Below are 25,916 nucleotides of genomic sequence, written 5' to 3'. Positions count from 1 at the left end.
GATTTGCTGTCCCCCACCCTGTGCCCATCCCGTAACCAGGTGACGACATGCCCACCCTATCCCGCCCTGCCGTACTTGAACTGATCGGTAACACGCCGCTGGTCAAGGTCAGCCGCTTCGATACCGGCCCTTGCACGCTGTTTCTAAAGCTTGAATCGCAAAACCCTGGCGGTTCCATCAAGGATCGCATCGGCTTGGCCATGATCGACGCCGCCGAGCGTGATGGGCGCTTGCGTCCTGGGGGTACCATCATCGAAGCCACCGCAGGCAATACCGGCCTGGGCTTGGCGCTGGTAGGCCGGGCCAAGGGGTATCGGGTGGTGCTGGTAGTGCCCGACAAGATGTCCACGGAGAAAGTGCTGCACCTGAAGGCCATGGGCGCCGAAGTACATATCACCCGCTCCGATGTGGGCAAGGGCCACCCGGAGTATTACCAGGACGTGGCGGCACGGCTGGCCAAGGATATTCCGGGCTCGTTCTTTGCTGATCAGTTCAACAACCCGGCCAACCCACTGGCCCACGAAACCAGCACCGCGCCGGAGATCTGGGCGCAGACCCAACATGACGTCGACGCGATTGTGGTCGGCGTCGGCTCGGCCGGCACCCTCACCGGCTTGACGCGTTTTTTCAAGCGTGTGCAGCCCGATCTCACGATGGTACTGGCCGACCCGGTGGGTTCAGTCATGGCCGAATACAGCCGCAGCCGGCAACTTGAAACGCCTGGCTCCTGGGCCGTGGAAGGCATCGGCGAAGACTTCATCCCGTCGATTGCCGATCTGTCCAGCGTGCGCCACGCCTACTCCATCAGCGATGAAGAGAGCTTCGACCACGCCCGCCAATTGCTCAAGGCCGAAGGCATTCTCGGCGGCTCGTCCACCGGCGCCCTGCTCGCCGCTGCCCTGCGCTACTGCCGCGAGCAAACCGAGCCCAAGCGCGTGGTGACCTTTGTGTGCGACACCGGCACGCGTTATTTATCGAAGGTTTACAACGACCAATGGATGAACGACGCCGGCCTGCTGCAGTACAAACATTACGGCGACCTGCGCGACCTGATCGCCCGCCGCTTCGAAGACGGCCGTGTGATCAGCGTGAGCCCCGACGACACCCTGCTCACTGCGTTCCAACGCATGCGGCTGGCGGATGTGTCGCAACTGCCGGTGCTGGTAGACGGCCAACAATTGGCGGGCGTGATCGACGAATCGGACATTCTGCTGGGCCTGCACCATGACGCGGCGGACTTTTCCATGACCGTCGCCAGCGCCATGACCGACACCTTGCACACCCTGCCCCCCAGCGCCAGCCTGGCCGAACTGCAGGCAGAACTGGATCGCGGCCTGGTCGCCATTATTGCCGACGCCTCGGGCTTCCATGGCCTGATCACCCGCGTCGACCTGCTTAATCACCTACGGAGATCCCTTGCATGAGTCAGCCCGATAAAAGCGCGTTTGCCACCCGTGTGATCCACGCCGGGCAGTCACCCGACCCGACCACGGGCGCGCTGATGCCGCCGATCTACGCCAACTCCACTTACCTGCAAGACAGCCCCGGTGTGCACAAGGGCTTCGACTACGGCCGCTCCCACAACCCCACGCGTTTTGCCCTGGAGCGCTGCGTGGCCGACCTTGAAGGCGGCAGCCAGGCCTTTGCATTTGCGTCGGGGCTGGCGGCGATTTCCACCGTGCTCGAATTGCTCGATGCCGGTGCGCATATCGTTTCGGGCAATGACCTGTATGGCGGCACCTTCCGGCTGTTCGACAAGGTGCGCCAACGCAGCGCTGGGCACCGTTTCAGCTATATCGACCTGAGCGACTTGTCGGCCTTTGAAGCGTCGTTGCAGGACGACACGCGCATGGTCTGGGTCGAGACCCCGAGCAACCCGCTGCTGAGCCTCACCGACCTGCGCGCCGTCGCACGCATCTGCCGTGCCCGCGGAATTATCTGCGTGGCCGACAACACCTTCGCCAGCCCGTGGATCCAGCGGCCGCTGGAACTGGGTTTCGATATCGTGGTGCACTCCACTACCAAGTATCTGAACGGGCATTCCGATGTGATCGGCGGTATCGCCATTGTCGGTGACAATCCGGACCTGGCCGAACGCCTGGGCTTCCTGCAAAACTCGGTCGGTGCCATTGCCGGGCCGTTCGATGCGTTCCTGACCCTGCGCGGCGTGAAAACCCTGGCGCTGCGCATGGAGCGCCATTGCAGCAATGCCCTGGAGCTGGCCACCTGGCTGGAACAGCAACCGCAAGTGGCGCGAGTGTATTACCCCGGCCTGAAATCCCATCCACAGCACGCGCTGGCCAAGCAGCAAATGCGCGGTTTTGGCGGGATGATTTCGGTGGATTTGAACAGTGACCTGGCCGGTGCCAGGCGCTTTCTGGAGAACGTCAGCATCTTCGCCCTGGCCGAGAGCCTGGGTGGTGTGGAAAGCCTGATCGAACACCCCGCGATCATGACGCACGCGAGCATCCCGGCGGCCACGCGGGCGCAGTTGGGGATTGGTGATGGGCTGGTGCGGTTGTCGGTGGGGGTTGAGGATGTGGAGGATTTGCGAGCGGATTTAGCCCAAGCCTTGGCACACATCTAACGTCAAATATCGAGCAAAATGTGGGAGGGGGCTTGCTCCCGATAGCAGGGTGTCAGTCACTGTATTTGTTGACTGATACACCGCTATCGGGAGCAAGCCCCCTCCCACATTAAATCAACTGCGTAATCAGCCTTGGGTGATGTTGGCTCGTGCACTGTGCAGCTTCTTGTAGCTGTCGATCAAGCGCAGATGCCGGTCCAGCCCTTCGAGCTTCATGCTGGTCGGCGTCAACCCGTAGAACCGAACACTGCCGTCGACCGAACCAATCACCGCGTCCATGCGCTCATTGCCGAACATGCGCCGGAAGTTGGCCTCGTAGTCGGCCAGCTCCAGGTCGTCATCCAGCTCCATCTCCAGCACCGCGTTCATCGCCTGGTAAAACAGGCCGCGCTCGACGGTGTTGTCGTTGTACTGCAGGAACATCTCCACGCATTCCTTGGCTTCTTCATACTGCTTGAGGGCCAGGAATATCAGCAGCTTCAGCTCAAGGATGGTCAACTGGCCCCACGCGGTGTTGTCGTCGAACTCGATGCCGATCAGGGTGGTGATGTCGGTGTAGTCGTCCAGCTCGCTTTCAATCAGGCGTTCGACCAAGGCTTGCAGCTCGTCCTCGTTGAGGCGATGCAGGTTGAGGATGTCTTCGCGAAAGAACAGCGCCTTGTTGGTGTTATCCCAGATCAGGTCGTCCACCGGGTAGATTTCCGAATAGTCCGGCACCAGGATGCGGCAGGCGGTGGCGCCCAGGTGTTCGTACACCGCCATGTAGCACTCCTTGCCCATGCCTTCAAGAATGCCGAACAGCGTCGCGGCTTCTTGGGCGTTAGAGTCTTCACCGTGGCCCGAGAAGTCCCACTCGACGAACTCGTAATCCGACTGGGCGCTGAAGAAGCGCCACGACACTACGCCGCTGGAGTCGATAAAGTGCTCGACGAAATTGTTCGGCTCGGTCACCGCCTGGCCTTCGAAGGTCGGCTGCGGCAGGTCGTTCAAACCTTCGAAGCTGCGGCCTTGCAGCAGCTCGGTGAGGCTGCGCTCCAGTGCCACTTCCAGGCTCGGGTGCGCACCGAAGGAGGCAAACACGCCACCGGTGCGCGGGTTCATCAAGGTCACGCACATCACCGGAAATTCACCGCCCAGGGATGCATCCTTGACCAGCACCGGGAAACCCTGGGCCTCCAGCCCCTCAATACCGGCGAGGATGCCAGGGTATTTGGCCAACACCTCGGCAGGTACATCCGGCAGGGCGAATTCGCCTTCGATGATTTCGCGCTTCACCGCCCGCTCGAAAATCTCCGACAGGCACTGCACCTGAGCTTCGGCCAGGGTGTTGCCGGCACTCATGCCGTTGCTCAGGTAGAGGTTTTCGATCAGGTTGGACGGGAAATACACCACTTCACCATCGGACTGGCGCACGAACGGCAGCGAGACAATGCCTCGGGCTTCATTGCCCGAGTTGGTGTCGAACAGGTGCGAACCGCGCAACTCGCCCTCGCGGTTGTAGATCTTCAGGCAGTAGGCATCGAGGATTTCACTCGGTAGCTCATCGTCCGGGCCCGGCTGAAACCAGCGCTCATCCGGATAATGCACGAACGGCGCATTGGCCAGCTCTTCGCCCCAGAACTGGTCGTTGTAGAAGAAATTGCAGTTGAGCCGCTCGATAAACTCGCCCAGCGCCGACGCCAGTGCGCCCTCCTTCGTCGCGCCCTTGCCGTTGGTAAAGCACATCGGCGAATGCGCATCGCGCACATGCAGCGACCAGACATTGGGCACGATATTGCGCCACGAGGCGATCTCGATCTTCATGCCCAGCCCGGCGAGGATGCCGGACATGTTGGCGATGGTCTGCTCCAGCGGTAGGTCCTTGCCAGCAATGTAGGTGCCCGCCTCGGACGTGGAATTGGGCATCAACAACGCCTGGGCGTCGGCGTCGAGATTTTCCACCTGCTCAATCACGAACTCCGGCCCGGCCTGCACCACTTTCTTCACGGTGCAACGGTCGATGGAACGCAGGATGCCCTGGCGGTCCTTGTCCGAGATGTCCGCCGGCAGCTCGACCTGGATCTTGAAAATCTGGTTGTAGCGGTTTTCCGGGTCGACGATGTTGTTCTGCGACAGGCGAATATTCTCCGTGGGAATATTGCGCGTCTGGCAGTACAACTTCACAAAGTACGCCGCACACAACGCCGACGAAGCCAGGAAGTAATCGAATGGCCCCGGTGCCGACCCATCGCCCTTGTAGCGGATGGGCTGGTCGGCAATGACCGTGAAGTCATCGAACTTGGCTTCAAGCCGAAGGTTGTCGAGAAAGTTGACCTTAATTTCCATGCGGGCACACCAGAATAACGAGCTAAACAAATTGGCGGCCATTATGAAGCGTTTCGCCGGGAAGTCTCAGGGTTTTGCGTATGGGTTGCCGATCGGTGGTAACGTCCAACCGACCTGTAGGAGCGAGCAAGCCCGCTCCCACACTTGAATCGCGATACTCATCCCTACAAGGACAGGCCATGGAACCGATAGCGACGAACGCTGCACTGGTGATCATTGATATGCAGAGAGGCATGGCCGATCCCGCCCTGGGCCGCCGCAACAACCCAGACGCCGAACTGCGCATACAACAGTTGCTCAATGCCTGGCGACAGGCGCAACGCTCGATCGTCCATGTGCGGCATATCTCCCGCTCTCCCGGCTCGGTGTTCTGGCCAGGCCAACCAGGCTGTGAATTCCAAGACACGCTGCAACCCCTGGGCCACGAGCATGTGGTGGAAAAAAATGTACCGGATGCCTTCATCGCCACGGGCCTGGAACGCTGGCTGCACATGCGCTCGATCAAACAACTGGTGATCGTAGGCGTCATCACTAATAACTCAGTAGAGGCCACCGCACGCTCTGGGGGCAACTTGGGGTTCGACGTAATCGTGGCGGCGGATGCCTGTTTTACTTTCGATCAAACCGACTTGTCGGGACGCCTGTGGCTCGCCGAAGACGTGCACGCGTTATCGCTCAGTAACCTCGCGATGGACTATGCCAGGGTGCTCCAAAGCGGTGAAATCCTCACCCATTGTTAACAGAGAGAGCGGACATGAATCAGGGCAAGCGCATTGTGGTCATTGGCGCCGGTATCGTCGGGGCTTCACTGGCCTATCACCTGGCCGGCAAGGGTGCGAAGGTGACGGTGGTCGATGCCGGTGACGTTGCTTGCGGGGTCACGGCTACTTCGTTTGCCTGGATAAACACTACCTGCGACGCACCCGACCCCATCGCCTCATTGCGCAGTGCTGCGATTGACGCGTATCACCGCCTGGAACATGAGTTGCCCGACGTGAAGATACGCTGGACGGGCGCCCTGTGTTACGGCCCAAACATTCAACCCAGGGCGAACTCACGGATCACTCGTGAGCGTATCCAGGCACTTGAGCCGCAGTTGAAAAACCCGCCTGAATACGCTCAGTTCAAAGCCGAAGAAGGCGCACTGGACGCTGTACAAACCACCCATGCGTTAATAGCCGCCGCCCAGGCCCTCGGTGCCAGGCTGCTGACACACAACCCAGTGCTGGGCTTCAGCAGGCAGGGTTCGCAGGTCACCGGCGTTGAAACCAGCCGGGGCGTCATCCATGCCGACAGGGTGGTGCTCGCAGCCGGAACGGGCACGGCAGCACTGACAAGCCTGCTGGGTTTGCCCTTGCCGATAGACGCCTCGCCAGCGATTTTCATCCGCTACAGCGCCCCGCCCGGGATTGTGCACACGCTCATTTCCAACCCTGAAATGGAAGTACGCGAAAGTGCAGAGGGTATTTGGCTGGCAGCCGAAGACTACCTTGGCAACGCCCCGGAACATCAGCCCGCCGCCATCGCCCGCCGCACCGCCCTGGCCATTGCCGGTGAGCTTGAGGGCGTCACTTCCATCCAGCCACAACTGGCGTGCGTCGGGCTCAGGCCCATCCCCGTCGATGGCCTGCCGATCATTGGCGAGTTGCCGAGTGCCAACGGTGTGTATGTCTGCGTGATGCATCCAGGCGTGACACTTGCGGCCATCGTGGGGCAGTTGGTCAGTGAAGAGATCATGGAGAGCATAACGTCCCCTGCCCTGGCGCCTTGCCGACCCGAGCGCTTTTTCAATCCTGAAAAGAGTTAGACGATTGCGGGCGCTCACGCATTCGATTGATTCCTTTCTCCAGCCGCTGAAACCATCCAACTTAAAAATGCGCGCAATCGCGTGCTGAACGTCTCGCACTCGGCGCTTGGGTTGCGTGCTTCAAACAGGAAATAGGCAATGTGTACGCGCATCGAGGGGTAATGCTCAACGAATAGCGCGACGTATTCTTCCAGCGTATGCGGCCACATCCGTGCTTCTTTCGGGCGCAGGGTATGGGTGGCGCGGATCAAGGCCCGCGAAGCTTCCCGCTGCAAGCGATGGCGTATGTGTTCAGTGCTGGCCTGTTCGATGCGCACCAGGTAGTCCGTGAGCGCCTGCTCGAAATCACCATTGATCGCCAACGCGATAGCCCGGGACGGGCGAGACGCTTCGAAGTGCAGTGACAAGTCTTCGCCCCAGATACAGCGGCAATGATGTTTGAGCCAGAAGCCCCAACTGTTTCGGTTTTCGGGCGCCAACACTTGAGCGCAATGACCGATGTCGAAATCGATCTTGGTGACTTGCCGATGCCGTTGCTCCAAGGCGATTCGAGCCGCCTCCAATTGCTCAAGCACGGGCGCATCCGGTGGTTCGATCAGTATCAGCGTGAGATCCAAGTCGCAAATCCCGACCTCGGCCTGGCCCCGTGCGACGCTGCCATACAGGTAAATCCCGTGCAGCCCCAACGCGGGCTGGGACAGGGTGGCGCAGATATCCACCAGCACGGGCTTGAATTCGGGTTGTATAGGCGCATCGGCGACGGTGAGGATAAAGCCGTCGGCATCGATACCCGCAGGTTGTTGGGTGCTCATGGCCGATGCACCTTGATCACCAGCCCTTCTTCTTCACTCGGCACGCAGAAGTGGCGAGTGATCAGGTCGAACTCGGCGTCGGTCGCGGCAAAGTCATGCTCACCCCGGACGTTACGCTCATGCAGGCGGGCGCGGCAGCAGTGGTCTTCGCTGAGCACAATGGCCGCGTGCTCGGCAGCCAGGGTTTTGGCGAGCGTGGACTCGCCGAAGGCGATCTTGCCGCACAACAGATGCAGAGTTGGCATAAAACGATTCCTTGTTGGGGCCAAGCAGGATGAGTCATGGCGCTGGCGTCGTAAACACATCCAGGTACATCTGCCAGGAAACATCTTCACCTCTCAATGAACTTTCTGACAAATGACAGGCTCCTTTCCTATGCGAAGTCAGCGCGCCCTGAGTCCAGGGTGCAGAACGATAAGGAGCCGCCACCGACATGACTACCCTACCCACCTACCCCGTCGTCAGACCTGGCCCGCTACATGGGACCTTACTGGCCGGCACCGTGCCGTTGTTTCTCGGCGCCTTGCTCAGTGATATCGCCTACGGCCAGAGTTACCAGATCCAATGGGCCAACTTCGCCTCCTGGCTGATCGCCGGGGCGCTGGTGTTCTGTGGTTTTGCCCTGTTGTTTGCGCTGGTCAACCTGGTGCGTGCCGAACACAAGGGCGGGCGCCCCGTGGCGTATTTCCTGCTGTTGCTGGCTACTTGGGTACTCGGGCTGATCAATGCCTTCCAACACGCCAAGGACGCGTACGCCATGATGCCCACCGGCCTGGTGCTGTCGGCGATTGTCACCGCCCTGGCGATCATCGCCACCTGGATCGGCTTGACCAACCTGCGCTCAGGAGCTGCCCGATGAAACCACTCAACACATTGACCGTGCTCAGCGCTGCCCTGTTGCTGAGTGCCTGTGGCGGCGAAGGTGACAAGACCCAGGCCCGCGGCCCCGATCCCAAGCTGCCCGAACAACAAAGCAGCCTGCTGCCGAGCATGAAGATCGCCGAGCCCACGCCTTGGGGCGAACAAAAGCCCAAGGTGCCCGAAGGCTACAGCGTGACCGCCATCGCCACCGACCTGGCAATCCCCCGCCAAACTCTGGTGTTGCCCAACGGCGACATCCTCGTAGCCGAAGGCCGTGGCGGCAGTGCGGCCAAGCTCAAGCCCAAGGACGTGATTGCCAGCGTGATCAAGGCTCAGGGCAACACCAAGGTCAAAGGCGGCAACCGCATTACCCTGCTGCGCGATGCCGACGGCGACGGCACCTATGAACTCAAGACTGTGTTCGCCGACAACCTCAACGCCCCCTATGGCCTGGCATACGCCGACGGCAAACTCTATGTGGCCAACCAGGACGCGCTGGTGCGTTTCGATTACGCCGACGGCCAGACCAAGGCCAGTGCGCCGCCGGTCAAAGTCACCGACCTGCCGGCGCAGATCAATCACCACTGGACCAAGTCCTTGGCGGTCAGTGATGACGGGCGCCAGCTGTATGTGGGCATCGGCTCCAACAGCAACATCACCGAGCGCGGCATGGAAGTGGAGATTGACCGCGCCATGGTCTGGCAGATCGACGCGGCCACTGGCGCGCACAAACCCTACGCTACCGGGCTACGCAACCCCACGGCACTGACCATCCAACCGGGCTCCGGGCAACTGTGGACGGTGGTCAACGAACGCGATGAACTCGGCCCCGACCTGGTGCCGGACTACCTGACGTCAGTGCGCGAAGGTGCCTTCTACGGTTGGCCCTACAGCTACTGGGGCCAGAACGTCGACCCACGCGCACAACCGCAGAACCCAGCCAAAGTAGCCTCGGCGATCAAGCCCGATTACAGCCTGGGTTCCCATGTGGCCGCGCTGGGGGTGGACTTTTCCATCCCGGCCATGGGTGAAAAATTCGCCGAGGGTGTGTTCGTCGGCGAGCACGGCAGTTGGAACCGCGACGCGCCGGTGGGCTACAAGGTGATCTTTGTGCCGTTCAGCAATGGCAAGCCGGCGGGCGAGCCTATCGACTTCGCCACCGGCTTTCGTGGTGACGACGGCAAGACCCGTGGGCGCCCGGTGGGCGTGACGGTGGACCCCAAAGGTGCGTTGATCATTGCCGACGACCTGGCCAATACCCTTTGGCGCGTCACCCGTAATAAATAACCGGGTGTGACAGGGGCGGCGACGCCCCTGTCAGTCGTCCTTGTGCAATTGCGCTTCAAGCCAGGCCAGCAACGCAGCCACCTCCCCCCGACTGCTTGCCCCATGCTGCCTGTACACCGAAATAGCCTCCGGCAGAAACACGCTTTCAGCACAGGGGCGCACCAGTGCCCCACTGTCAATCAGCCTGCTGGCGGTGCGACGCCAGCCCATCGCAACACCGTGCCCTTCCACCGCCGCCTGCAACATCAGCGGGTAGCTGTCAAAGGTGGCACTGCGCGCATCTTTGGCCAACGCCCGCCCGAACACCTGCAGCCACTCATCCCACTCCATCAAGTGCGGAGGTTCAGAGCTATGGTGCAAAAAGGTGCACGGCTGTAACTCAGAGAGCGGTAACGGCTGCTGCGGGCACAGGTAGGCGGGACTGCACACCGGAAACACTTCATCAGAAGCGGTAAACATCAGCGTATGGGCACCACTGGCGCGCCGGGTACTTTGCAGGGCGACATCGAAGTGGCCCTCGAATTGCGTGATGGGCCGCGTACAGGTCACCACCTGGATCTCGACCTGCGGGTATTGCTGGTGGAAGGTCGACAGGCGCGGCATCAACCAATAAAACGCCTCGCACAACTGGCACAACAGCACCACCCGATTGCGTTGCGGCGCCGTGCGCAGCTGAGCCGCGCCATCACTGATGCTTTGCAACGCGGCACTGACCACCCGCCCCAATTCACGCCCCTCTTGCGTCAGGAACACCGCACGGTTGCGCCGACTAAAGAGTTTCACCCCCAGGTTATCTTCCAGCCCGCGAATCTGCCGGCTGACAGCCGCCTGGGTGATGTGCAGCTCATCGGCCGCCTTGGAAAAACTTTCCAGGCGCGCAGCGGCTTCAAACGGCAACAGGCTGGCGAGGGGCGGTAAGGTTTTGCCAAGTAGATTCATAATCTGAGGTAATGCATCAAGGGCCGAGAACTCGTTTGTAGCACAGCCGTGCGGCTGGGCACCATGGATCCATTACTTCATGGATCAGCCTGATGAGCACTTCCCAAGCTTCAGTCTTTACCGGCGTGATATGCGCGGTGGTCGCCACCCTTGGCTGGGCACTGAACTTCATTGCGCCCTACGTCACCGGGGCCTACAGCCTCTACGATCTGATGGCTGTGCGCTTTCTGATAGCCGGCGGGCTGGGCATCGTCTGGATGATTGTGTGTCGAGCGCAACTGCGGATGCTCAGCCATGGCCAGTGCCTGCTCGCGGCACTGCTGGGCGCACTGGGTTGCCTGGGCTACGGCGTTTGCATTGCAGGCGGCGTGATCGTCGGTGGCCCGGTGCTGACGCCAGCGTTTGTCGGGATGGTCCCGGTGCTGCTGGCGCTGATAGGCAACGCCAGCGATAAAACCCTGCAGTGGCGTCAACTGGTTATGCCGTTGCTCTGTCTCTCGGTGGGGCTGTTACTGGTCAATATCAGCAGTCTGCACCAGCCCTCTTCGGGCAGCGGCTCCTGGTTGGCCGGTCTGTTTTTTTCTTTGGGCGCCGTCGCCTTATGGATGGCGTTCAGCGTGCTCAACCAACAGCAACTGGCGCACCTGCCGGCCAAGGTGACAGGTGTGTGGACCGCCCTGATGCTAGTGGGGGCCGGTGCCGCTGCGCTGATCATCCTCCCGTGGCTATACGTGTTGGGCGTGTTGCGGTTGCCCACCCTTGGCGCTGGCTGGAGCCAGGCATGGCCGCTGTATGCCTGGAGCCTGGTGATCGCCATGATGTCCACCGTCGTCGGCGCCTGGGCCTGGAACGCCGCGACGCGGCGCCTGCCCATGGTATTGAGCGGCCAGTTGATTGCCCTGGAATCACTCTTCGCCAGCCTGCTGGGCTTGTGGTTTCACCAGCGCTGGCCAACGCCCATGGAAACAGCGGGCCTGGCCGCGGTATTGATCGGCGTAGTAATGGCAGTTCGTATCATCTTGGCGGACGTAAAGACCGTCACAACCCACGATGCTTTAGGGGAGATTCAATCATGACCCACGCGAGTGATGCCTTGGCACTGCGCGAAACTTTCGACTTTCACGGGCAGGCGGTGCGCTGGGGCCAACTCGGCACTCAGGGCCCGGCCTTGGTGATGGTGCATGGCTCGCCCTTCTCTGCCCATGTGTGGCGACGCATCGCGCCATTGTTCGCCCAGCACTGTCGAGTGTTCTATTACGACCTGCTCGGCTACGGCCAGTCGCAAAAGGCACCGGGGCAGGACGTCTCCCTCGGCGTGCAAAACACCTTGCTGGCCGCACTGCTTGAACATTGGGGCCTGGAACGTCCTCATCTACTCGCCCATGATTTCGGCGGTGCCACGGCACTGCGCACGCATCTGCTGGATGGCTGCGACTACGCCAGCCTCACCTTGATCGATCCCGTTGCCCTGGCGCCCTGGGGTTCGCCGCTGATTCAGCATGTGCGTCAACATGAACGGGGCTTCAGCGATGCGCCGGCATACATCCATGAAGCGATCGTGCGTGCCTATCTTCAGGGCGCCGCTTTCAAGTCGCTGCCTGCCGAGGTATTGCAAGCTTATGTCACGCCATGGACGGGCGAGATTGGCCAGGCCGCCTTTTACCGACAGATCGTGCAAATGGATCAGCGTTATACCGATGCGATAGAAGATCAACTCGCCAGCGTCCGCTGCCCGGTGCTGCTGCTGTGGGGTGAAAAAGACCGGTGGATCCCGCTGGCGCAAGGCGATGCACTCGCTGGCAGATTGGCCGGGGCACGCTACCTGCGTATCCCCCACGCCGGGCATCTGGTGCAAGAAGATGCACCAGAAGCCATCGTTGCCGCGCTGATGGCGTTTCTACGGTTGCCTGAAGCGGCCCCTAAAGATCAGTAATTTCCTTGTGACGGGGCACCAATGCCTTCATCACGCTCCAGGCCACCAGGTAAGCCAAGGCGCAGATGGCAAACATGATCATGTAGCCGGTGTGGATGTCGTTGATGGACTTGTAGTAGTCGAACACCCAACCGCCGATCTTGGTCATGACCACACCGCCCAGGCCCCCTGCCATGCCACCAATGCCGACCACCGAGGCCACGGTTTTCTGCGGGAACATATCGGACACGGTGGTGAAGATATTGCACGACCACGCCTGGTGCGCCGAGGCGCCCACGCCAATCAGCAGCACCGGTACCCAGAAGCTCAGGTAACCCAGGGGCTGTGCCAGCAACACCACCAGCGGGAACAGCGCAATCACCAGCATGGCTTTCATACGCCCGTCATAGGGTGCATCGCCGCGCGCCATGAAGTAGCTCGGGAACCAGCCGCCACCGATGCTGCCGACCATGGTCATGCTGTACAGCACCGCCAGCGGCATGACGATATCGGGGCCTTTCATGCCGTACTGCGCCGACAGGTAGGTGGGCAACCAGAACAGGAAAAACCACCACACACCGTCAGTCATGAACTTGCCAAAGGCGAACGCCCACGTCTGGCGGTAAGTCAGCAGTTTGAACCAGGAGACTTTCTTTGCGTTGGCGCCCGTAGGCTCAGGAGTGAAAGGCTGTACGGTCTCATCGCTGCGGATATAGGCCAGTTCTTCAGCGGACAGTCGTTTTTGCTGTTCCGGTTTTTCGTACACGGCGGCCCAGACTGCCACCCACACAAAGCCCAACATGCCAATGACTATAAATGCCGCTTCCCAACCCCACCAGCCTGCGATCAACGGCACGCAGATCGGCGCCAGGATCGCGCCGACGTTGGCACCGGAGTTGAAGATGCCGGTGGCCAGTGAGCGTTCCTTCTTGGGAAAATATTCAGCGGTGGCCTTGATCGCGATAGGGAAATTACCCGCTTCGCCGATCGCCAACACGGCACGCGACAGCATGAACCCGGCAATCGACACCGGAATCACCACCAGGCCGACAGCGCTGCTGACCGCCGCAATGCCCTCGCCCATCGGCACCGAAAACGCATGCATGATCGCCCCAGTGGACCAAATGCCGATCGCCACCACATACGCGGCCTTGGTACCGATCTTGTCGACAAACCGCCCGGCAAACAGCATGGAAATCGCGTAGACGAACTGGAACACCGCGGCGATGTTGGCGTAATCGGTGTTGCTCCAGCCAAATTGTGTCGAGAGTTGCGGCGCCAACAGGCTCAGCACCTGACGGTCGAGGTAGTTGACCGTGGTCGCGAAAAACAGCATCGCGCAGATCGTCCAGCGATAGCTGCCGACCGCCTGGCCGACACGATAGGCACTGATGGGCTCGTTCAGATTCATGGCATCACTTTTTTATTTTTGTTAGGTAGGACACATGTAACGTCATATGTCGTCGTACAACTGTGACTTTTATATCGGGACGCCTGCGCAGTGTCAATCTGAACAAGCACCGTTTATCGAGGAATTACATAAGTACGAAAAACGTCAGGTGCCAGCAGTTGTAGGATGACAAACCCGCAACACCAAGCTGGGAGCTTGGCCAGGTACGTCGTCCAGCAGGCCGAAGGGCTGCATGCCAATCTTCTCCAGTACGCGGATCGACGCAGCATGATCGGGTCGTACCAGACCGAAAACCTCGGGCAAACCCAAGGTTACAAAAGCCAGCTCCAACGCGTCACGGCCCACCTCGGTGGCGTAGCCCTGCCCCCAGGCTTCGACGGCAAAGCGATAACCGAGGTTGATGCGTCGTTGGGTCAGATAGTTAAGCGGTGCAATGCCGCCAAACCCGATGATGTGTTCGGGCGCTTCTTTACGGGCAATCGCCCACCAGCCGTAGCCGTGAGTGGCCCATTGCGCCATCCAGTGAGCCAACAAGCGTTGAGCCGTCGCAAGATCGGGCATGGGCCCGGCCGGGTTGAACAGATTGGTCTGCGGATCACCGAAGATCGCAAACAACCGCTGGACATCGGCCATTCGTGGTTGGCGGTAGATGAGGCGTGAATAGCGGTTTGGCATACAAATGACGTCTCCATTTGCGGCATGAGCCTGCGAGCGGAGTTTAGCCAATATCGCTATCGTCGCCGCAGTCAGTTAAGCGAATGAAATGCTTAAAGCAGCGACGACCCAATGTGGGAGAGGGCCTGCCCCCGATGGCGGTGAGTCAGTTAATAAATAAGCGTCTGGCAGCACTGCTATCGGGGGCAAGCCCCCTCCCACATTTAAATTTGGTTGAGGCGTGGATTTGCACGCCGCCGCGAGGGCACTCACACGATATTTTCGCTAATGCGAGAAAAAACACCCGATGCGGTGAATTTTTTCGTGTCCACTTGTATCTGAACTGACAGAGCGGTGCCATCGTAGCGATGGCACCTCCCCGTTCAGCTTTAGAGTGGCCCGCATGAAACTACGGAAAAAACGCGTCAAACCCATCGGCTTGAAAGACATCACCATTGTCGACGACAACAAGATGCGCAAGGCGATCACCGCCGCCGCCCTTGGCAATGCCATGGAATGGTTCGACTTCGGCGTGTATGGCTTTGTCGCCTATGTGCTGGGCAAGGTGTTCTTCCCCGATGCGTCCCCCAGCGTACAAATGATCGCCGCATTGGGTACCTTCTCGGTGCCCTTCCTGATTCGCCCATTGGGCGGTCTGTTCTTCGGTGCCTTGGGAGATAAGTACGGGCGGCAAAAAGTCCTCGCTGCCACCATCGTGATCATGTCCCTGAGCACCTTCGCCATCGGCTTGATCCCCGGCTATGCCTCCATTGGCATTTGGGCGCCAATCCTGCTGCTGCTGTGCAAAATGGCCCAGGGCTTCTCGGTAGGCGGCGAATACACCGGTGCGTCAATCTTCGTGGCCGAATACGCCCCGGACCGCAAGCGCGGCTTCCTCGGCAGTTGGCTGGACTTTGGCTCGATTGCCGGTTTCGTCCTCGGCGCGGGTGTGGTGGTACTGATCTCCACCGTGCTCGGCGAAGCGGAATTCGAATCCTGGGGCTGGCGCCTGCCGTTCTTCCTTGCCCTGCCCCTGGGCATCATCGGCCTGTACCTGCGCCACGCACTGGAAGAGACCCCAGCGTTCCAGCAGCACGTCGACAAGCTTGAACAGGGCGACCGCGAAGGCCTGAGCCATGGCCCTAAAGTCTCGTTCAAGGAAATCGCCACCAAACACTGGCGCAGCCTGTTGACCTGCATCGGTATTGTCGCGGCCACCAACGTGACCTACTACATGTTGCTCACGTACATGCCCAGCTACCTGTCGCATAACTTGCACTACGCCGAAAACAGCGGCGTGTTGATCATCATCGCGATCATGGTCGGCATGTTGTTCGTGCAGCCATTCATTGGCTTTGTCAGCGACAAGATCGGCCGCAAGCCGTTCATCATCGCCGGCAGCATCGGCCTGCTGTTTCTGTCGATCCCGGCGTTCATGCTGATCACCAGCGGCAAGACCGGCTTGATCTTCAGCGGCCTGCTGATCCTGGCGATCGTGCTGAACTTCTTTATCGGCGTGATGGCCTCGACCTTGCCAGCAATGTTTCCAACGCACTTGCGCTACAGCGCCCTGGCCAGTGCATTCAACGTCTCGGTGCTGATCGCCGGCGTCACGCCAACCGTCGTCGCCTGGCTGGTGGAAAGCACCAACGACCTGTACATGCCCGCCTACTACCTGATGGTGTTTGCCGTGGTTGGCCTGGTCACCGGCCTGACCATGAAAGAAACCGCCAACAAGCCACTGCGCGGCGCGGCCCCGGCGGCTTCCGACATGGAAGAAGCCAAAGAACTGCTGCAGGAGCATCACGACAACATCGAGCAGAAGATCGAAGACATCGACGCCGAGATTGCCGCGCTGCAAGCCAAGCGTGAAAACCTGGTGCAGCAGCATCCACGGATTAACTAAGACCTGACTGTGCGTGGTCGCGCCAAGCGACCACGCCACTGGAGTGCCCAGCATGGTTTCAAGCGTCACCGCACAATCGTTACTCAGCGCAGACGAACGCGCCGCTATTGCAGAAATCGAAGCGACTACCAACATCCTCAAGCTGGTCACGCGCCTGACCGGGATGAGATTTGCCGGCATTGCCAAATTCACCGACCTGGAATGGGTGGTGTGTTCGGCCTACGACCCTCTGCAAATGGGCATCAATGTCGACGACGTACTCGACCTGGAAACCACCCTGTGCAGTGAGTTCTGCATCGACCCTCAAGCCCTGTTCATCCCGCAGATCAGCCATAACGGCCGCTTTGCCTCGCGCCCGGTGGTCAAGCAATACGCCATCGAAAGCTATGCCGGTGCACCGATCTTTTTACCCGATGGGCGCCTGTTCGGCGCGCTGTGCGCGCTGGACTCACGGGCAATGCTGTTCGATGACCCCAACCTGCCCGAAACCCTGAGCCTGTTTGCGCGGCTGATCGGCTGCATTTTCTACGCTAACCTGGCCCCGGATCAGTAACCCCCGCCCTGCCCCGCAGGGCGACCATGTCGCGCCTCGTTCAAACGCAGCGATTTCGGTTATTGCAACTGGATCCCCGAATTCAGTTGCCGGGCATTATTCGTGCAAGGGTAGGATGCTTGCCCTCTGTTTGAACCCTAATAAAAAAGCGGCGACAACTGTCGTTCAAACGCATTAACCAACACCCTCAACTGCACAATCATCGACCAATCCAAAGTGCACCTCAACACTGTCCCCCGGCACGTAAGGGATATAGTCCAATAAAACAGCAGTTTCACCAATATTTTTTATTGAAACGAGAACAACAGCCGTCTTTAAATTAGCATTAGAAGGTTGCACACTCAGCACGCCTGCCAACCTTAGGGTAGTGCCCCAACGGGTCTCCTTGTGCAGCGCTTTAAGCATATAAATATCTTGCCCCTCGGACTGATAGTTCAAAATAATATCGTCAGGTTCGATCAACGTAAATTCCAGACTCACAGGTTTCATGATCAGCACTCCCACACTTAGACGTTAATGAATAACAAGAACAAACAATGATTTAACCTCAATTAAAATAATTGGTGTTAATGTGTTTGTCGACTGTCAATCTCGGCAGTTCTTTAGACGAATTCGCGACAATAACGACTGAAGCTCATAACTCTCAAATGATTCCAGCTAGAAAAACTCGCTCTTGAGCGTGCCGAAAAAGCTTTCCATGGCGGCATTGTCCAAACAATGACCCTTTGATGCTCTTTTCGGCCAGCATGTGTCGGTAGATCAGCCCTCACCGCAATCGACCGGCACTACTTAGCCAGCCGAACCAATAATGCCCGCCTTGGCTCACAAATATCTACACCTAATACCCTTTTACATTATTGACAAATGTATAATCGCTATAGAATTCAGAAGAAAATTCCAATTCATAACTCATCCCTGGCGCCACCTTTACTAGTCTCCCGTACGGAGCCAGATTATGTAATATCCAAATAGGCTGACTGCCCGATTTTTTAGCGGAAACCTTTACATCGTAGGGTATATGGTCACCCACTACATTATCGTCACCGGACTCTATAACAACCGGTATCGTCTCTAACGTACTGCCATAGGGCACAAAGGCATTATATTGCACTTTCGACGGGTCCAATTAGTCAAAAGTCGTTAACGTTGTGATAACGCCATCACCTTCGTCAGTTCCAGTGTAAAAATACCGGGCGTTTCCAGCTTAAGACTCAAAAATACATCACTCATCTCTATCACTCCTGATCATGATTTAAATAAAGTCCAAAAAAATCGATCAGGCATTAAGCTCAGCATCGATATGAGAAATGTACGTTTTTTCATCTGCCTGTCTACTGTCAACATTAACAGCTACTTAGAGGCGTTACTAATAACCGTTAGCAGAAATAGCTATATATGCCCTGTAAAAAACTCGGCAGGTTCGACTTCCCCAACCTGTCCAGCCCCTACGCCTGTTTGCATGACTGATGTTCTGTATTTTCCGCGCTGACTTGAGCCATGCTTCTGCCTCGCAACGTGGCAATATCACGCTTGGGCGGCCCCCCAAACAGCCGGCTGTACTCACGGCTGAATTGAGACGGGCTCTCATACCCAACTTTGAACGCGGCACTGGAGACATCCTGGTGCTCGTTCAACATCAATCGTCGCGCTTCATTCAAACGCAGCCATTTCTGGTACTGCAGCGGGCTCATCGCAGTCAGTTGCCGGAAGTGATGGTGGAAGGTCGCCGCGCTCATTTGCACCCGCGCAGCCAGTTCTTCCACACGCAGGGCGGCATCGAAATTCAACTTCAGCCAGTCGATGGCCTTGGCAATCCGATAACCCTGCCCGTCCACCGAACAGATCTGGCGCAGGCGGCCGGCCTGGTCGCTTTTCAATAACCGGTAATGAATCTCGCGCTGGATTAACGGCGCGAGTACCGGGATTGCTTCGGGTTCATCCAGCAACGCCACCAGGCGCGCGAATGCGGTCAGCATGCCGTCGGTGACCGTGCCGATCCCCACGCCTTTCATGACTGCACGCTCACGAGCCGGCGGCAAACCACCCTGGGCGATCAGCTCGGCCAACATGCGCAAGTCCAGTTTGAACGTCAGCCCCAGGCAAGGTTGCTCGGGGCTGGCGACCAGCACCTCGGAATTGGCCGGAATGTCCAGCGATGTCACCAGGAACCGGGAAGTGTCGTAGGGGTAGCCCTCGCCGCCGACCCATAGCTGCTTCTCGCCCTGGGCCACCAGCACGATGCACGGCTCAACCATGCACACCACTGGCGCAGCGGGTTGCTCACGCCGATAAAACCCCAGCCCGGGAATCGGCATGGGGTAATCGCCGGGCGACGGGGTGCGCGACTCGATGGAGTGCGCGAGGGTTTGCAGGGACGCAGGGTGGATGCTCATAGCGGACTCGTTTGCCTCTTTGCGCAACTTTACTCCCGCACGCCTCGCGAGTCCCAGGTATACCGCGAGACTCAGAGGATCAGGCAAGTAATCTGGCGAATCGAACTATGGAACCTGGGGTTTGATCCGGAAAATGCGCAGGCCATTGACGCATTAACGGGTTTACGCCATGTCTGATACACCTACCAAAAGCAGTTGGGGCGCAGTGCTGGCGATGTCGCTCGCCGCGTTCGCCCTGGTCGCCTCCGAATTCATGCCCGTCAGCCTGCTGACACCGTTGGCCGCCGACCTGCACATCACCGAAGGCCAGGCTGGCCAGGGCATTTCCGTATCCGGGGTGTTTGCCCTGCTCACCAGCCTGGTGATCGCCTCGATCGCTACACGGGTGGACCGCAAGCGCCTGTTGATGGCGTTGACGCTGCTGATGATTATCTCCGGCACCGTGGTAGCGTTCGCGCCCAATTACCTGGTGTTCATGCTCGGTCGAGCCTTGATTGGCGTGGCGATTGGTGGTTTCTGGTCATTGTCGGCGGCCACGGCGATGCGCCTGGTGCCGCAAGCGCAGATACCGCGGGCCCTTGCCATCGTCAACGGCGGCAACGCGCTGGCAACGGTGATCGCTGCGCCGCTGGGCAGCTTTCTGGGCGGGATCATCGGCTGGCGCGGTGCGTTCTTCTGCGTGGTGCCGGTCGCGGTGGTTGCACTGGTATGGCTGCTCGCCAGCCTGCCTGCGCTGAAAAACCAGGGTGAGGCGAAAACCGCCAATGCCTTGCGCCTGATGAAAAACCCCAAGGTGGCCTTGGGCATGTTCGCCGTCAGCGTGTTCTTCATGGGCCAGTTCATGTTGTTCACCTACCTGCGCCCGTTTCTGGAAAGCGTCACGCGGGTTGAGGTTTCTACGCTGTCGTTGATGCTGTTGGTGCTTGGCCTGGCAGGCCTGGCCGGTACGTTTTTGATTGAACGTTTCCTCAAGCACAACCTGTACCCGACACTGATTGCCATCCCGCTGATCATGGCAGGCCTCGCACTTGCGCTGGTGGAATGGGGCCATTCAACGATCATAACCACGCTATTGCTCGGCAGTTGGGGCCTGGTGGCAACCGCCGCACCTGTGGGCTGGTGGACGTGGCTGGCGCAAACCCTGCCCGATGACGCCGAAGCCGGCGGCGGATTGATGGTGGCTATCATCCAATTGGCGATTGCTGCCGGCGCCACCGTCGGCGGCGTGGCGTTCGACCTGAGCGGCTACCAGGCCACCTTTGAACTCAGTGCCGGCTTGCTGGTAGTCGCCACCCTGCTCGCCTGCCTGACGTCACGCCGTGCTGTGCAAGCTCGTGTTATCAGCGGTGCTACCTGAAAAAATGACTCGGCGTCTTGCCAAACTGTTTCTTGAACATGCTGGTAAAGGCGCTGGGGCTTTCGTAACCCAGTTCAAATGCCACGTCGATAATCTTCTGCCCTACCGCTATGCGCTCCAGCGCCAGCAGCAGCCGCGCCTGCTGGCGCCATTGGCCGAAGGTCATGCCGGTTTCCTTGCGAAACAGGCGCTGAATGGTGGTTTGATCCAGCCCAAGGCGCGCGCTCCAATCGGCGACGGTGGAGGCATCCCCCGGTTCGTCCTGCAACGCCAGGCAAATCTGGCTGAGGCGCGGGTCGGCAGGCTGCGGCAGGGACAGCGGCAAGTCCGGCAGGATCGCCAGTTCGTCGAGGATCAGGTGCATGATCCTGGTATCGCGTGAGTCCTCGGCATACGGCGGCTTCAGGCTGACCGAGGCCTTGATCAGTTCACTCAACAGCGGCGAAACCGTCACCGTCTTCGGCTCGGCTGGCAGGTTCGGGAAGCTGTCCGGGCGCACGAACACGCTGCGCATCTTCAACGTGCCCACGCATCGTAGCGAATGGACTTGCCCGCACGGCATCCAGAAGCCACGGTTGGGTGGCACCGTCCATTGATTCAGCGCCGAATACACCACCATCACCCCGCCAATGGCATAGAGCAGTTGATGCTTGTTGTGGCTGTGTTCCGGGATCACCCAGTTTTCCGGATAATCGGTGGCCGAGCTGATGACGGCCCAATCGCCTTCATCGATCTCTTGGAGAAATTTGTCTAGGGATTTGATTGTTTCGCCCTTTTTGCGATGGTTTATGCCCGAATTTCGCGAGACAGGCATTTTCTTCGAATTTAGCATAGCTTTCGAAACAATTAGAAATGGCTGCCAGCTAAAGTACTGTCTGCCCCTGTTCGCTGCCTTGTATGGAATGCCCGCATGTCGAGCCTCACCGCGACACCCGCCGCTGCCACCACGACACCCCAGGTAAGCCCTCTGGTCATGCGCGTCCTCGGCGCCTGCGCCCTGGCGCATATGATCAATGACCTGATCCAGGCCGTGCTGCCGTCGATCTACCCGATGCTCAAGGCCAACTACGGCCTGAGCTTCACCCAGGTCGGCCTGATCACCCTGACCTTCCAGTTGACCGCCTCCCTGCTGCAACCGTGGATCGGCTATCACACCGACCGCCACCCCAAGCCTTGGCTGTTGCCGGCGGGCATGGTGTGCACCTTGATCGGTATTTTGATGCTGGCGTTTGTCGGCAACTTCCCGGCGATTCTGCTCGCGGCGGGGCTGGTGGGTGTCGGCTCGTCGACCTTCCACCCGGAAACCTCGCGGGTCGCACGCCTGGCGTCCGGTGGGCGCTATGGCCTGGCGCAGTCGACCTTCCAGGTCGGCGGCAACACCGGCAGCGCGTTCGGCCCTTTGCTGGCGGCAGCGATCATCATTCCCTACGGCCAGACCCATATCGCCTGGTTCGGCCTGTTTGCGGTGTTCGCGATCCTGGTGCTGTATGGCTTGAGCCGCTGGTACCGTCACCACCTCAACCTGTTCAAGCTCAAGCAGGGCAGCCAGGCGACCCATGGCTTGTCCAAAGGCCGCGTGACTTTCGCCCTGGTGGTTCTGGCCGTGCTGGTGTTCTCCAAGTATTGGTACATGACCAGCCTGACCAGCTACTTCACCTTCTACCTGATTGAAAAATTCCAGCTGTCGGTGGCCAGCTCGCAGATGTACCTGTTCCTGTTCCTTGGCGCGGTGGCGGTCGGCACCTTCGCCGGGGGCCCGATCGGCGACAAGATCGGCCGCAAGAAAGTCATCTGGTTCTCGATCCTCGGCGCCGCGCCGTTCACCCTCGCCCTGCCCTACGTCGACCTGTTCTGGACCGCCGTACTCAGCGTGGTCATCGGTTTCATCATCGCCTCGGCGTTCTCGGCCATTGTGGTGTTTGCCCAGGAACTGGTGCCGGGCAACGTGGGCATGATCGCTGGGATATTCTTCGGCCTGATGTTCGGTTTCAGCGGGATTGGCGCGGCGTTGCTGGGGTTGCTTGCCGATAACCACGGGATCGAATACGTCTACAAACTGTGCTCGTTCTTGCCGTTGGTGGGCATCTTGACGGTACTGCTGCCTTCGACCAAAGGCGTTTGAACGAAGGCAGGTGAGTATTTACCTGATCAAACTGTGGGAGGGACTTGCGCCCGGTAAGCATAGGTATCTTCACAACTTTGGTGCGACGCCGAAACTGTGGGAGGGGGCTTGCTCCCGATGGCGGCCTCAGGGCCGATCAGGATGCTGGGTCAGACCGAGTACATATCCGTTATTTGGGTAACGGCCACTATTGGTCCCGCTCTTACAGCGGCTCACTTTTGAAAAGCGCAAAATTAAGCAAAACGCTCTTGCCCCACCACTCGGCACCTCGCTTAGGCTCGGTGTGCCCGTAATCCGACAGGTATTTGGGGGGCCGCCGCCACGCGCCATCCATGGCGCGGGGCGGCTAAACCGGCATCCCTGCCGGTTTACCCCCCAAATCCCTGTCGAATTACGGCCAGCGTGGTTTGACGGGGCGCCTAAGATCAAAAGCAGATCAAGATCAAGAGCGGCTCGCTTCGCATCGTGGTTACTGTCGTTGGCATCTACCGTCAGGTGCGTCGCGAGAACCCATTAACGACGATATACAGCAGCGGCCCTACCGACACGAACACCGCCGTCAACAGGAAATACGGGATCAACGACGCCACGGAGCGCCCTCGTCCGCGCGCGTCCCGGTACATCCACACACACGCCAGCACCGCCATCAAATACAGGTCAATCACCACCTGTGCGGTATCAGGCCGCGACATCAGCTCGCGTCCAAATGCCAGCAGTGATTGCTCGGCCGTGAGCATCGTCGCCGCCGTGTAGAGGGTAAATCCCAGCAGGGCAACCAGAGCAATATAGGGTCTGTGCATGGTCTCTTCCTTGAAGCGCAATGGTAGTCATCGCGGCCACCTTAGCTGGTTTTGTGAAATATCTGTACGTAGACTGCCGCCATCCCCCCACGTGAAGGCGGCGAAAAAACGTGATGCAAGTTACTGAAGTCTCCATTGCCCAATTGCGCGCTGCGCTTGAAGCCGGGCAGACCACGGCCGTTGAACTGGTCCAGGCATACCTGGCACGGATCGATGCCTACGATGGCCCGCAGACAGCTACGGCGCTGAACGCCGTGGTGGTGCGCAACCCTGACGCCCTGAAAGAAGCCGAGGCGTCGGATGCGCGCCGCGCCAAGGGCCAGACCCTGGGACCGCTGGAGGGTATTCCCTACACGGCCAAGGACAGTTACCTGGTCAAAGGTCTGACGGCCGCATCCGGCAGCCCGGCGTTTGCCAAACTGGTGGCCCAGCGCGATGCCTTCACCATTGAGCGTCTGCGTGCCGGTGGCGCGATCTGCCTGGGCAAGACCAACATGCCGCCGATGGCCAATGGCGGTATGCAGCGTGGCGTGTATGGCCGCGCCGAAAGCCCTTACAACGCCGACTACCTGACCGCGCCATTTGCGTCCGGTTCTTCCAACGGCGCGGGCACTGCCACCGCCGCCAGCTTTGCAGCGTTTGGCCTGGCTGAAGAAACCTGGTCGAGTGGCCGCGGCCCGGCCTCCAACAATGGTTTGTGTGCCTACACGCCTTCCCGTGGGGTGATTTCGGTACGCGGCAATTGGCCATTGACCCCGACGATGGACGTCGTGGTGCCATATGCGCGCACCATGGCCGACCTGTTGGAAGTGCTCGACGTCGTGGTGGCCGAAGACCCCGACAAGCGCGGCGACCTGTGGCGCCTGCAACCCTGGGTGCCGATCCCCAGCGTCACCTCGGTGCGCCCGACCTCATACGCCGCACTGGCCACCAGCAGCGAAAGCCTGGCCGGCAAGCGCTTTGGCGTGCCGCGCATGTACATCAATGCCGACCCCGACGCCGGCACCAGCGAAAAACCCGGTATCGGCGGGCCCACCGGGCAAAGGATCAATACCCGCGCCACGGTGATCGAGTTGTGGCAAGCCGCCCGCCAGGCGCTGGAGGCCGCCGGCGCCGAAGTGATCGAGGTGGATTTCCCGCTGGTATCCAACTGCGAAGGCGACCGCCCCGGCGCGCCAACGGTGTTTACCCGTGGCCTGGTGTCCAAGGAGTTCCTCCACGACGAACTGTGGGAGCTGTCTGCCTGGGCCTTCGATGACTTCCTGCGCGCCAACAACGATCCGGCGCTCAACCGCCTGGCGGATGTGGACGGACCAAAGATCTTCCCCCACGACCCCGGCACCCTGCCCAACCGTGAAGACGACCTCGCCGCCGGCATGGATGAATACGTGCGCATGGCCCAACGCGGCATCACACCGTGGGACCAGATCGGTACCGTGCCCGATGGCCTGCGTGGCCTGGAAACAACCCGGCGCCTGGATCTGGAAGACTGGATGGACAACCTCGGCCTCGACGCCGTGCTGTTTCCGACCGTAGCCGATGTAGGCCCGGCCGATGCCGACGTTAACGAAGCGTCTGCCGACATCGCCTGGAGCAACGGCGTGTGGGTGGCCAACGGTAACCTTGCGATTCGCCACCTGGGCGTGCCCACCGTCACCGTGCCGATGGGCGTGATGGCGGATATCGGTATGCCGGTGGGGCTGACGTTTGCCGGGCGTGCTTATGATGATTCGGCGCTGCTGCGCTTTGCCGCAGCGTTTGAAGCCACCGGCAGCAAACGCGTGATACCGCCACGCACACCACCGCTGCCCAGCGAATAAAAGCAATTCAAATATGGGAGGGTATCTACACAACTTTGCAGTCGCCAACAGTAACCACGATGCGAAGCGAGCCGCTCTTGATCTTGCTCTTGATCTGCTTTTGATCTGAGGCGCCCCGTTAAACCACGCTGGCCGGAATTCGACAGGGATTTGGGGGGTAAACCGGCAGGGATGCCGGTTTAGCCGCCACGCGCCATGGATGGCGCGTGGCGGCGGCCCCCCAAATCCATGTCGGATTACGGGCACACCGAGCCGAAGCGAGGTGCCGAGTGGTGGGGCAAGAGCGTTTGGGTTACTTTTGCGCTTTTTGTACGGACCGGACACATGGTTGACGGGTGTGCGGGGACATGGTGGACACTTTTCGGCGAGC

The 25,916-nt window shown here is 59.7% G+C and carries 23 protein-coding genes; 13 read left to right on the top strand and 10 right to left on the bottom strand.

The window, feature by feature from the left end; all coding sequences use genetic code 11:
* The first annotated feature begins 47 nt into the window (after positions 1-47).
* Both E3O56_RS26640 and E3O56_RS26635 read left to right on the top strand, forming a co-directional pair.
* Entirely contained in the window at positions 48-1,424 is a 1,377-nt protein-coding gene (locus E3O56_RS26640; protein ID WP_248129215.1) for a cystathionine beta-synthase, read from the top strand.
* Positions 1,421-2,587, top strand: coding sequence for a cystathionine gamma-synthase (locus tag E3O56_RS26635; RefSeq protein ID WP_248129214.1), 1,167 nt, complete (start codon positions 1,421-1,423; stop codon positions 2,585-2,587). The genes E3O56_RS26640 and E3O56_RS26635 overlap by 4 nt, the downstream gene beginning before the upstream one ends.
* 126 nt (positions 2,588-2,713) lie before the next feature.
* Here the strand turns inward: E3O56_RS26635 and E3O56_RS26630 are convergent, their stop codons facing one another.
* Positions 2,714-4,912, bottom strand: coding sequence for an OsmC domain/YcaO domain-containing protein (locus E3O56_RS26630; RefSeq protein WP_032880895.1), 2,199 nt, complete (start codon positions 4,910-4,912; stop codon positions 2,714-2,716).
* Positions 4,913-5,091: 179 nt separating this feature from the next.
* On the opposite strand from E3O56_RS26630, the gene E3O56_RS26625 reads away from it, so the two are divergent.
* Positions 5,092-5,652: a cysteine hydrolase family protein gene (locus E3O56_RS26625; RefSeq protein WP_248129213.1), complete on the top strand. Its 561-nt coding sequence runs from the start codon at positions 5,092-5,094 to the stop codon at positions 5,650-5,652.
* Between the two features lie 14 nt (positions 5,653-5,666).
* Positions 5,667-6,719 carry an FAD-binding oxidoreductase gene (locus E3O56_RS26620; protein WP_078821255.1) on the top strand — a complete coding sequence of 351 codons (1,053 nt, stop codon included), beginning with the start codon at positions 5,667-5,669 and terminating at the stop codon, positions 6,717-6,719.
* A gap of 14 nt (positions 6,720-6,733) precedes the next feature.
* Here E3O56_RS26620 and E3O56_RS26615 read toward each other — a convergent pair whose 3' ends face one another.
* Positions 6,734-7,531 (bottom strand): DNA polymerase III subunit beta, encoded by a 798-nt coding sequence (locus tag E3O56_RS26615; RefSeq protein WP_103735019.1) that lies wholly within the window; start codon positions 7,529-7,531, stop codon positions 6,734-6,736.
* Entirely contained in the window at positions 7,528-7,776 is a 249-nt protein-coding gene (locus tag E3O56_RS26610) for an ATP-binding protein (protein ID WP_248129212.1), read from the bottom strand. The genes E3O56_RS26615 and E3O56_RS26610 overlap by 4 nt, the downstream gene beginning before the upstream one ends.
* A 188-nt stretch (positions 7,777-7,964) precedes the next feature.
* Between E3O56_RS26610 and E3O56_RS26605 the strand changes: the two genes are divergently transcribed.
* Together E3O56_RS26605 and E3O56_RS26600 are read left to right on the top strand one after the other, a co-directional pair.
* Entirely contained in the window at positions 7,965-8,390 is a 426-nt protein-coding gene (locus E3O56_RS26605) for a DUF2231 domain-containing protein (protein WP_005787957.1), read from the top strand.
* A complete protein-coding gene (locus E3O56_RS26600; protein ID WP_032880887.1) occupies positions 8,387-9,679 on the top strand; it encodes a sorbosone dehydrogenase family protein in 1,293 nt (430 codons plus the stop codon). Before E3O56_RS26605 ends, E3O56_RS26600 begins: the two co-directional genes overlap by 4 nt.
* 30 nt (positions 9,680-9,709) lie before the next feature.
* Here E3O56_RS26600 and E3O56_RS26595 read toward each other — a convergent pair whose 3' ends face one another.
* Entirely contained in the window at positions 9,710-10,618 is a 909-nt protein-coding gene (locus E3O56_RS26595; RefSeq protein ID WP_248129211.1) for a LysR substrate-binding domain-containing protein, read from the bottom strand.
* Between the two features lie 92 nt (positions 10,619-10,710).
* Here E3O56_RS26595 and E3O56_RS26590 point away from each other — a divergent pair, with 92 nt between their 5' ends.
* Positions 10,711-11,694, top strand: coding sequence for a DMT family transporter (locus E3O56_RS26590; protein WP_248129210.1), 984 nt, complete (start codon positions 10,711-10,713; stop codon positions 11,692-11,694).
* Complete coding sequence (locus tag E3O56_RS26585; RefSeq protein ID WP_248129209.1) at positions 11,691-12,551, top strand: alpha/beta hydrolase; 861 nt, start codon at positions 11,691-11,693, stop codon at positions 12,549-12,551. Before E3O56_RS26590 ends, E3O56_RS26585 begins: the two co-directional genes overlap by 4 nt.
* Here the strand turns inward: E3O56_RS26585 and E3O56_RS26580 are convergent.
* The gene (locus E3O56_RS26580) at positions 12,538-13,941 is read right to left on the bottom strand and encodes an MFS transporter (protein WP_248129208.1); all 1,404 of its coding nucleotides are present in this window, start codon (positions 13,939-13,941) and stop codon (positions 12,538-12,540) included. The two genes, E3O56_RS26585 and E3O56_RS26580, sit on opposite strands and share 14 nt — an antisense overlap.
* A gap of 144 nt (positions 13,942-14,085) precedes the next feature.
* Entirely contained in the window at positions 14,086-14,616 is a 531-nt protein-coding gene (locus E3O56_RS26575; RefSeq protein WP_216091284.1) for a GNAT family N-acetyltransferase, read from the bottom strand.
* 382 nt (positions 14,617-14,998) lie between these two features.
* Here E3O56_RS26575 and proP point away from each other — a divergent pair, with 382 nt between their 5' ends.
* Together proP and E3O56_RS26565 are read left to right on the top strand one after the other, a co-directional pair.
* Complete coding sequence (proP, locus tag E3O56_RS26570; protein WP_005787944.1) at positions 14,999-16,501, top strand: glycine betaine/L-proline transporter ProP; 1,503 nt, start codon at positions 14,999-15,001, stop codon at positions 16,499-16,501.
* 52 nt (positions 16,502-16,553) lie between these two features.
* Positions 16,554-17,054, top strand: a complete 501-nt coding sequence (locus E3O56_RS26565; protein WP_032880879.1) for a GAF domain-containing protein — start codon at positions 16,554-16,556, stop codon at positions 17,052-17,054.
* A 174-nt stretch (positions 17,055-17,228) separates the two neighbouring features.
* Here the strand turns inward: E3O56_RS26565 and E3O56_RS26560 are convergent, their stop codons facing one another.
* Positions 17,229-17,543 carry a hypothetical protein gene (locus tag E3O56_RS26560; RefSeq protein ID WP_248129207.1) on the bottom strand — a complete coding sequence of 105 codons (315 nt, stop codon included), beginning with the start codon at positions 17,541-17,543 and terminating at the stop codon, positions 17,229-17,231.
* 956 nt (positions 17,544-18,499) lie between these two features.
* Positions 18,500-19,447 carry an AraC family transcriptional regulator gene (locus E3O56_RS26555; RefSeq protein ID WP_032880877.1) on the bottom strand — a complete coding sequence of 316 codons (948 nt, stop codon included), beginning with the start codon at positions 19,445-19,447 and terminating at the stop codon, positions 18,500-18,502.
* A 169-nt stretch (positions 19,448-19,616) separates the two neighbouring features.
* Here E3O56_RS26555 and E3O56_RS26550 point away from each other — a divergent pair, with 169 nt between their 5' ends.
* The gene (locus E3O56_RS26550) at positions 19,617-20,804 is read left to right on the top strand and encodes an MFS transporter (protein ID WP_148853942.1); all 1,188 of its coding nucleotides are present in this window, start codon (positions 19,617-19,619) and stop codon (positions 20,802-20,804) included.
* Here the strand turns inward: E3O56_RS26550 and E3O56_RS26545 are convergent.
* Positions 20,797-21,618, bottom strand: a complete 822-nt coding sequence (locus E3O56_RS26545) for a helix-turn-helix transcriptional regulator (protein ID WP_032880875.1) — start codon at positions 21,616-21,618, stop codon at positions 20,797-20,799. The genes E3O56_RS26550 and E3O56_RS26545 overlap by 8 nt on opposite strands.
* Positions 21,619-21,714: 96 nt before the next feature.
* On the opposite strand from E3O56_RS26545, the gene E3O56_RS26540 reads away from it, so the two are divergent.
* Positions 21,715-22,926: an MFS transporter gene (locus E3O56_RS26540; RefSeq protein ID WP_078821240.1), complete on the top strand. Its 1,212-nt coding sequence runs from the start codon at positions 21,715-21,717 to the stop codon at positions 22,924-22,926.
* Between the two features lie 491 nt (positions 22,927-23,417).
* Here E3O56_RS26540 and E3O56_RS26535 read toward each other — a convergent pair whose 3' ends face one another.
* Positions 23,418-23,726, bottom strand: a complete 309-nt coding sequence (locus E3O56_RS26535) for a DUF2834 domain-containing protein (RefSeq protein WP_103735010.1) — start codon at positions 23,724-23,726, stop codon at positions 23,418-23,420.
* A gap of 110 nt (positions 23,727-23,836) precedes the next feature.
* Between E3O56_RS26535 and E3O56_RS26530 the strand changes: the two genes are divergently transcribed.
* The gene (locus E3O56_RS26530; RefSeq protein ID WP_248091664.1) at positions 23,837-25,546 is read left to right on the top strand and encodes an amidase; all 1,710 of its coding nucleotides are present in this window, start codon (positions 23,837-23,839) and stop codon (positions 25,544-25,546) included.
* Positions 25,547-25,916: the final 370 nt, after the last annotated feature.

This window comes from Pseudomonas sp. W2Aug9 (assembly GCF_023127755.1).
Lineage (GTDB): Bacteria > Pseudomonadota > Gammaproteobacteria > Pseudomonadales > Pseudomonadaceae > Aquipseudomonas > Aquipseudomonas synxantha_A.
This window is presented reverse-complemented; position numbering and strand designations above follow the sequence as displayed.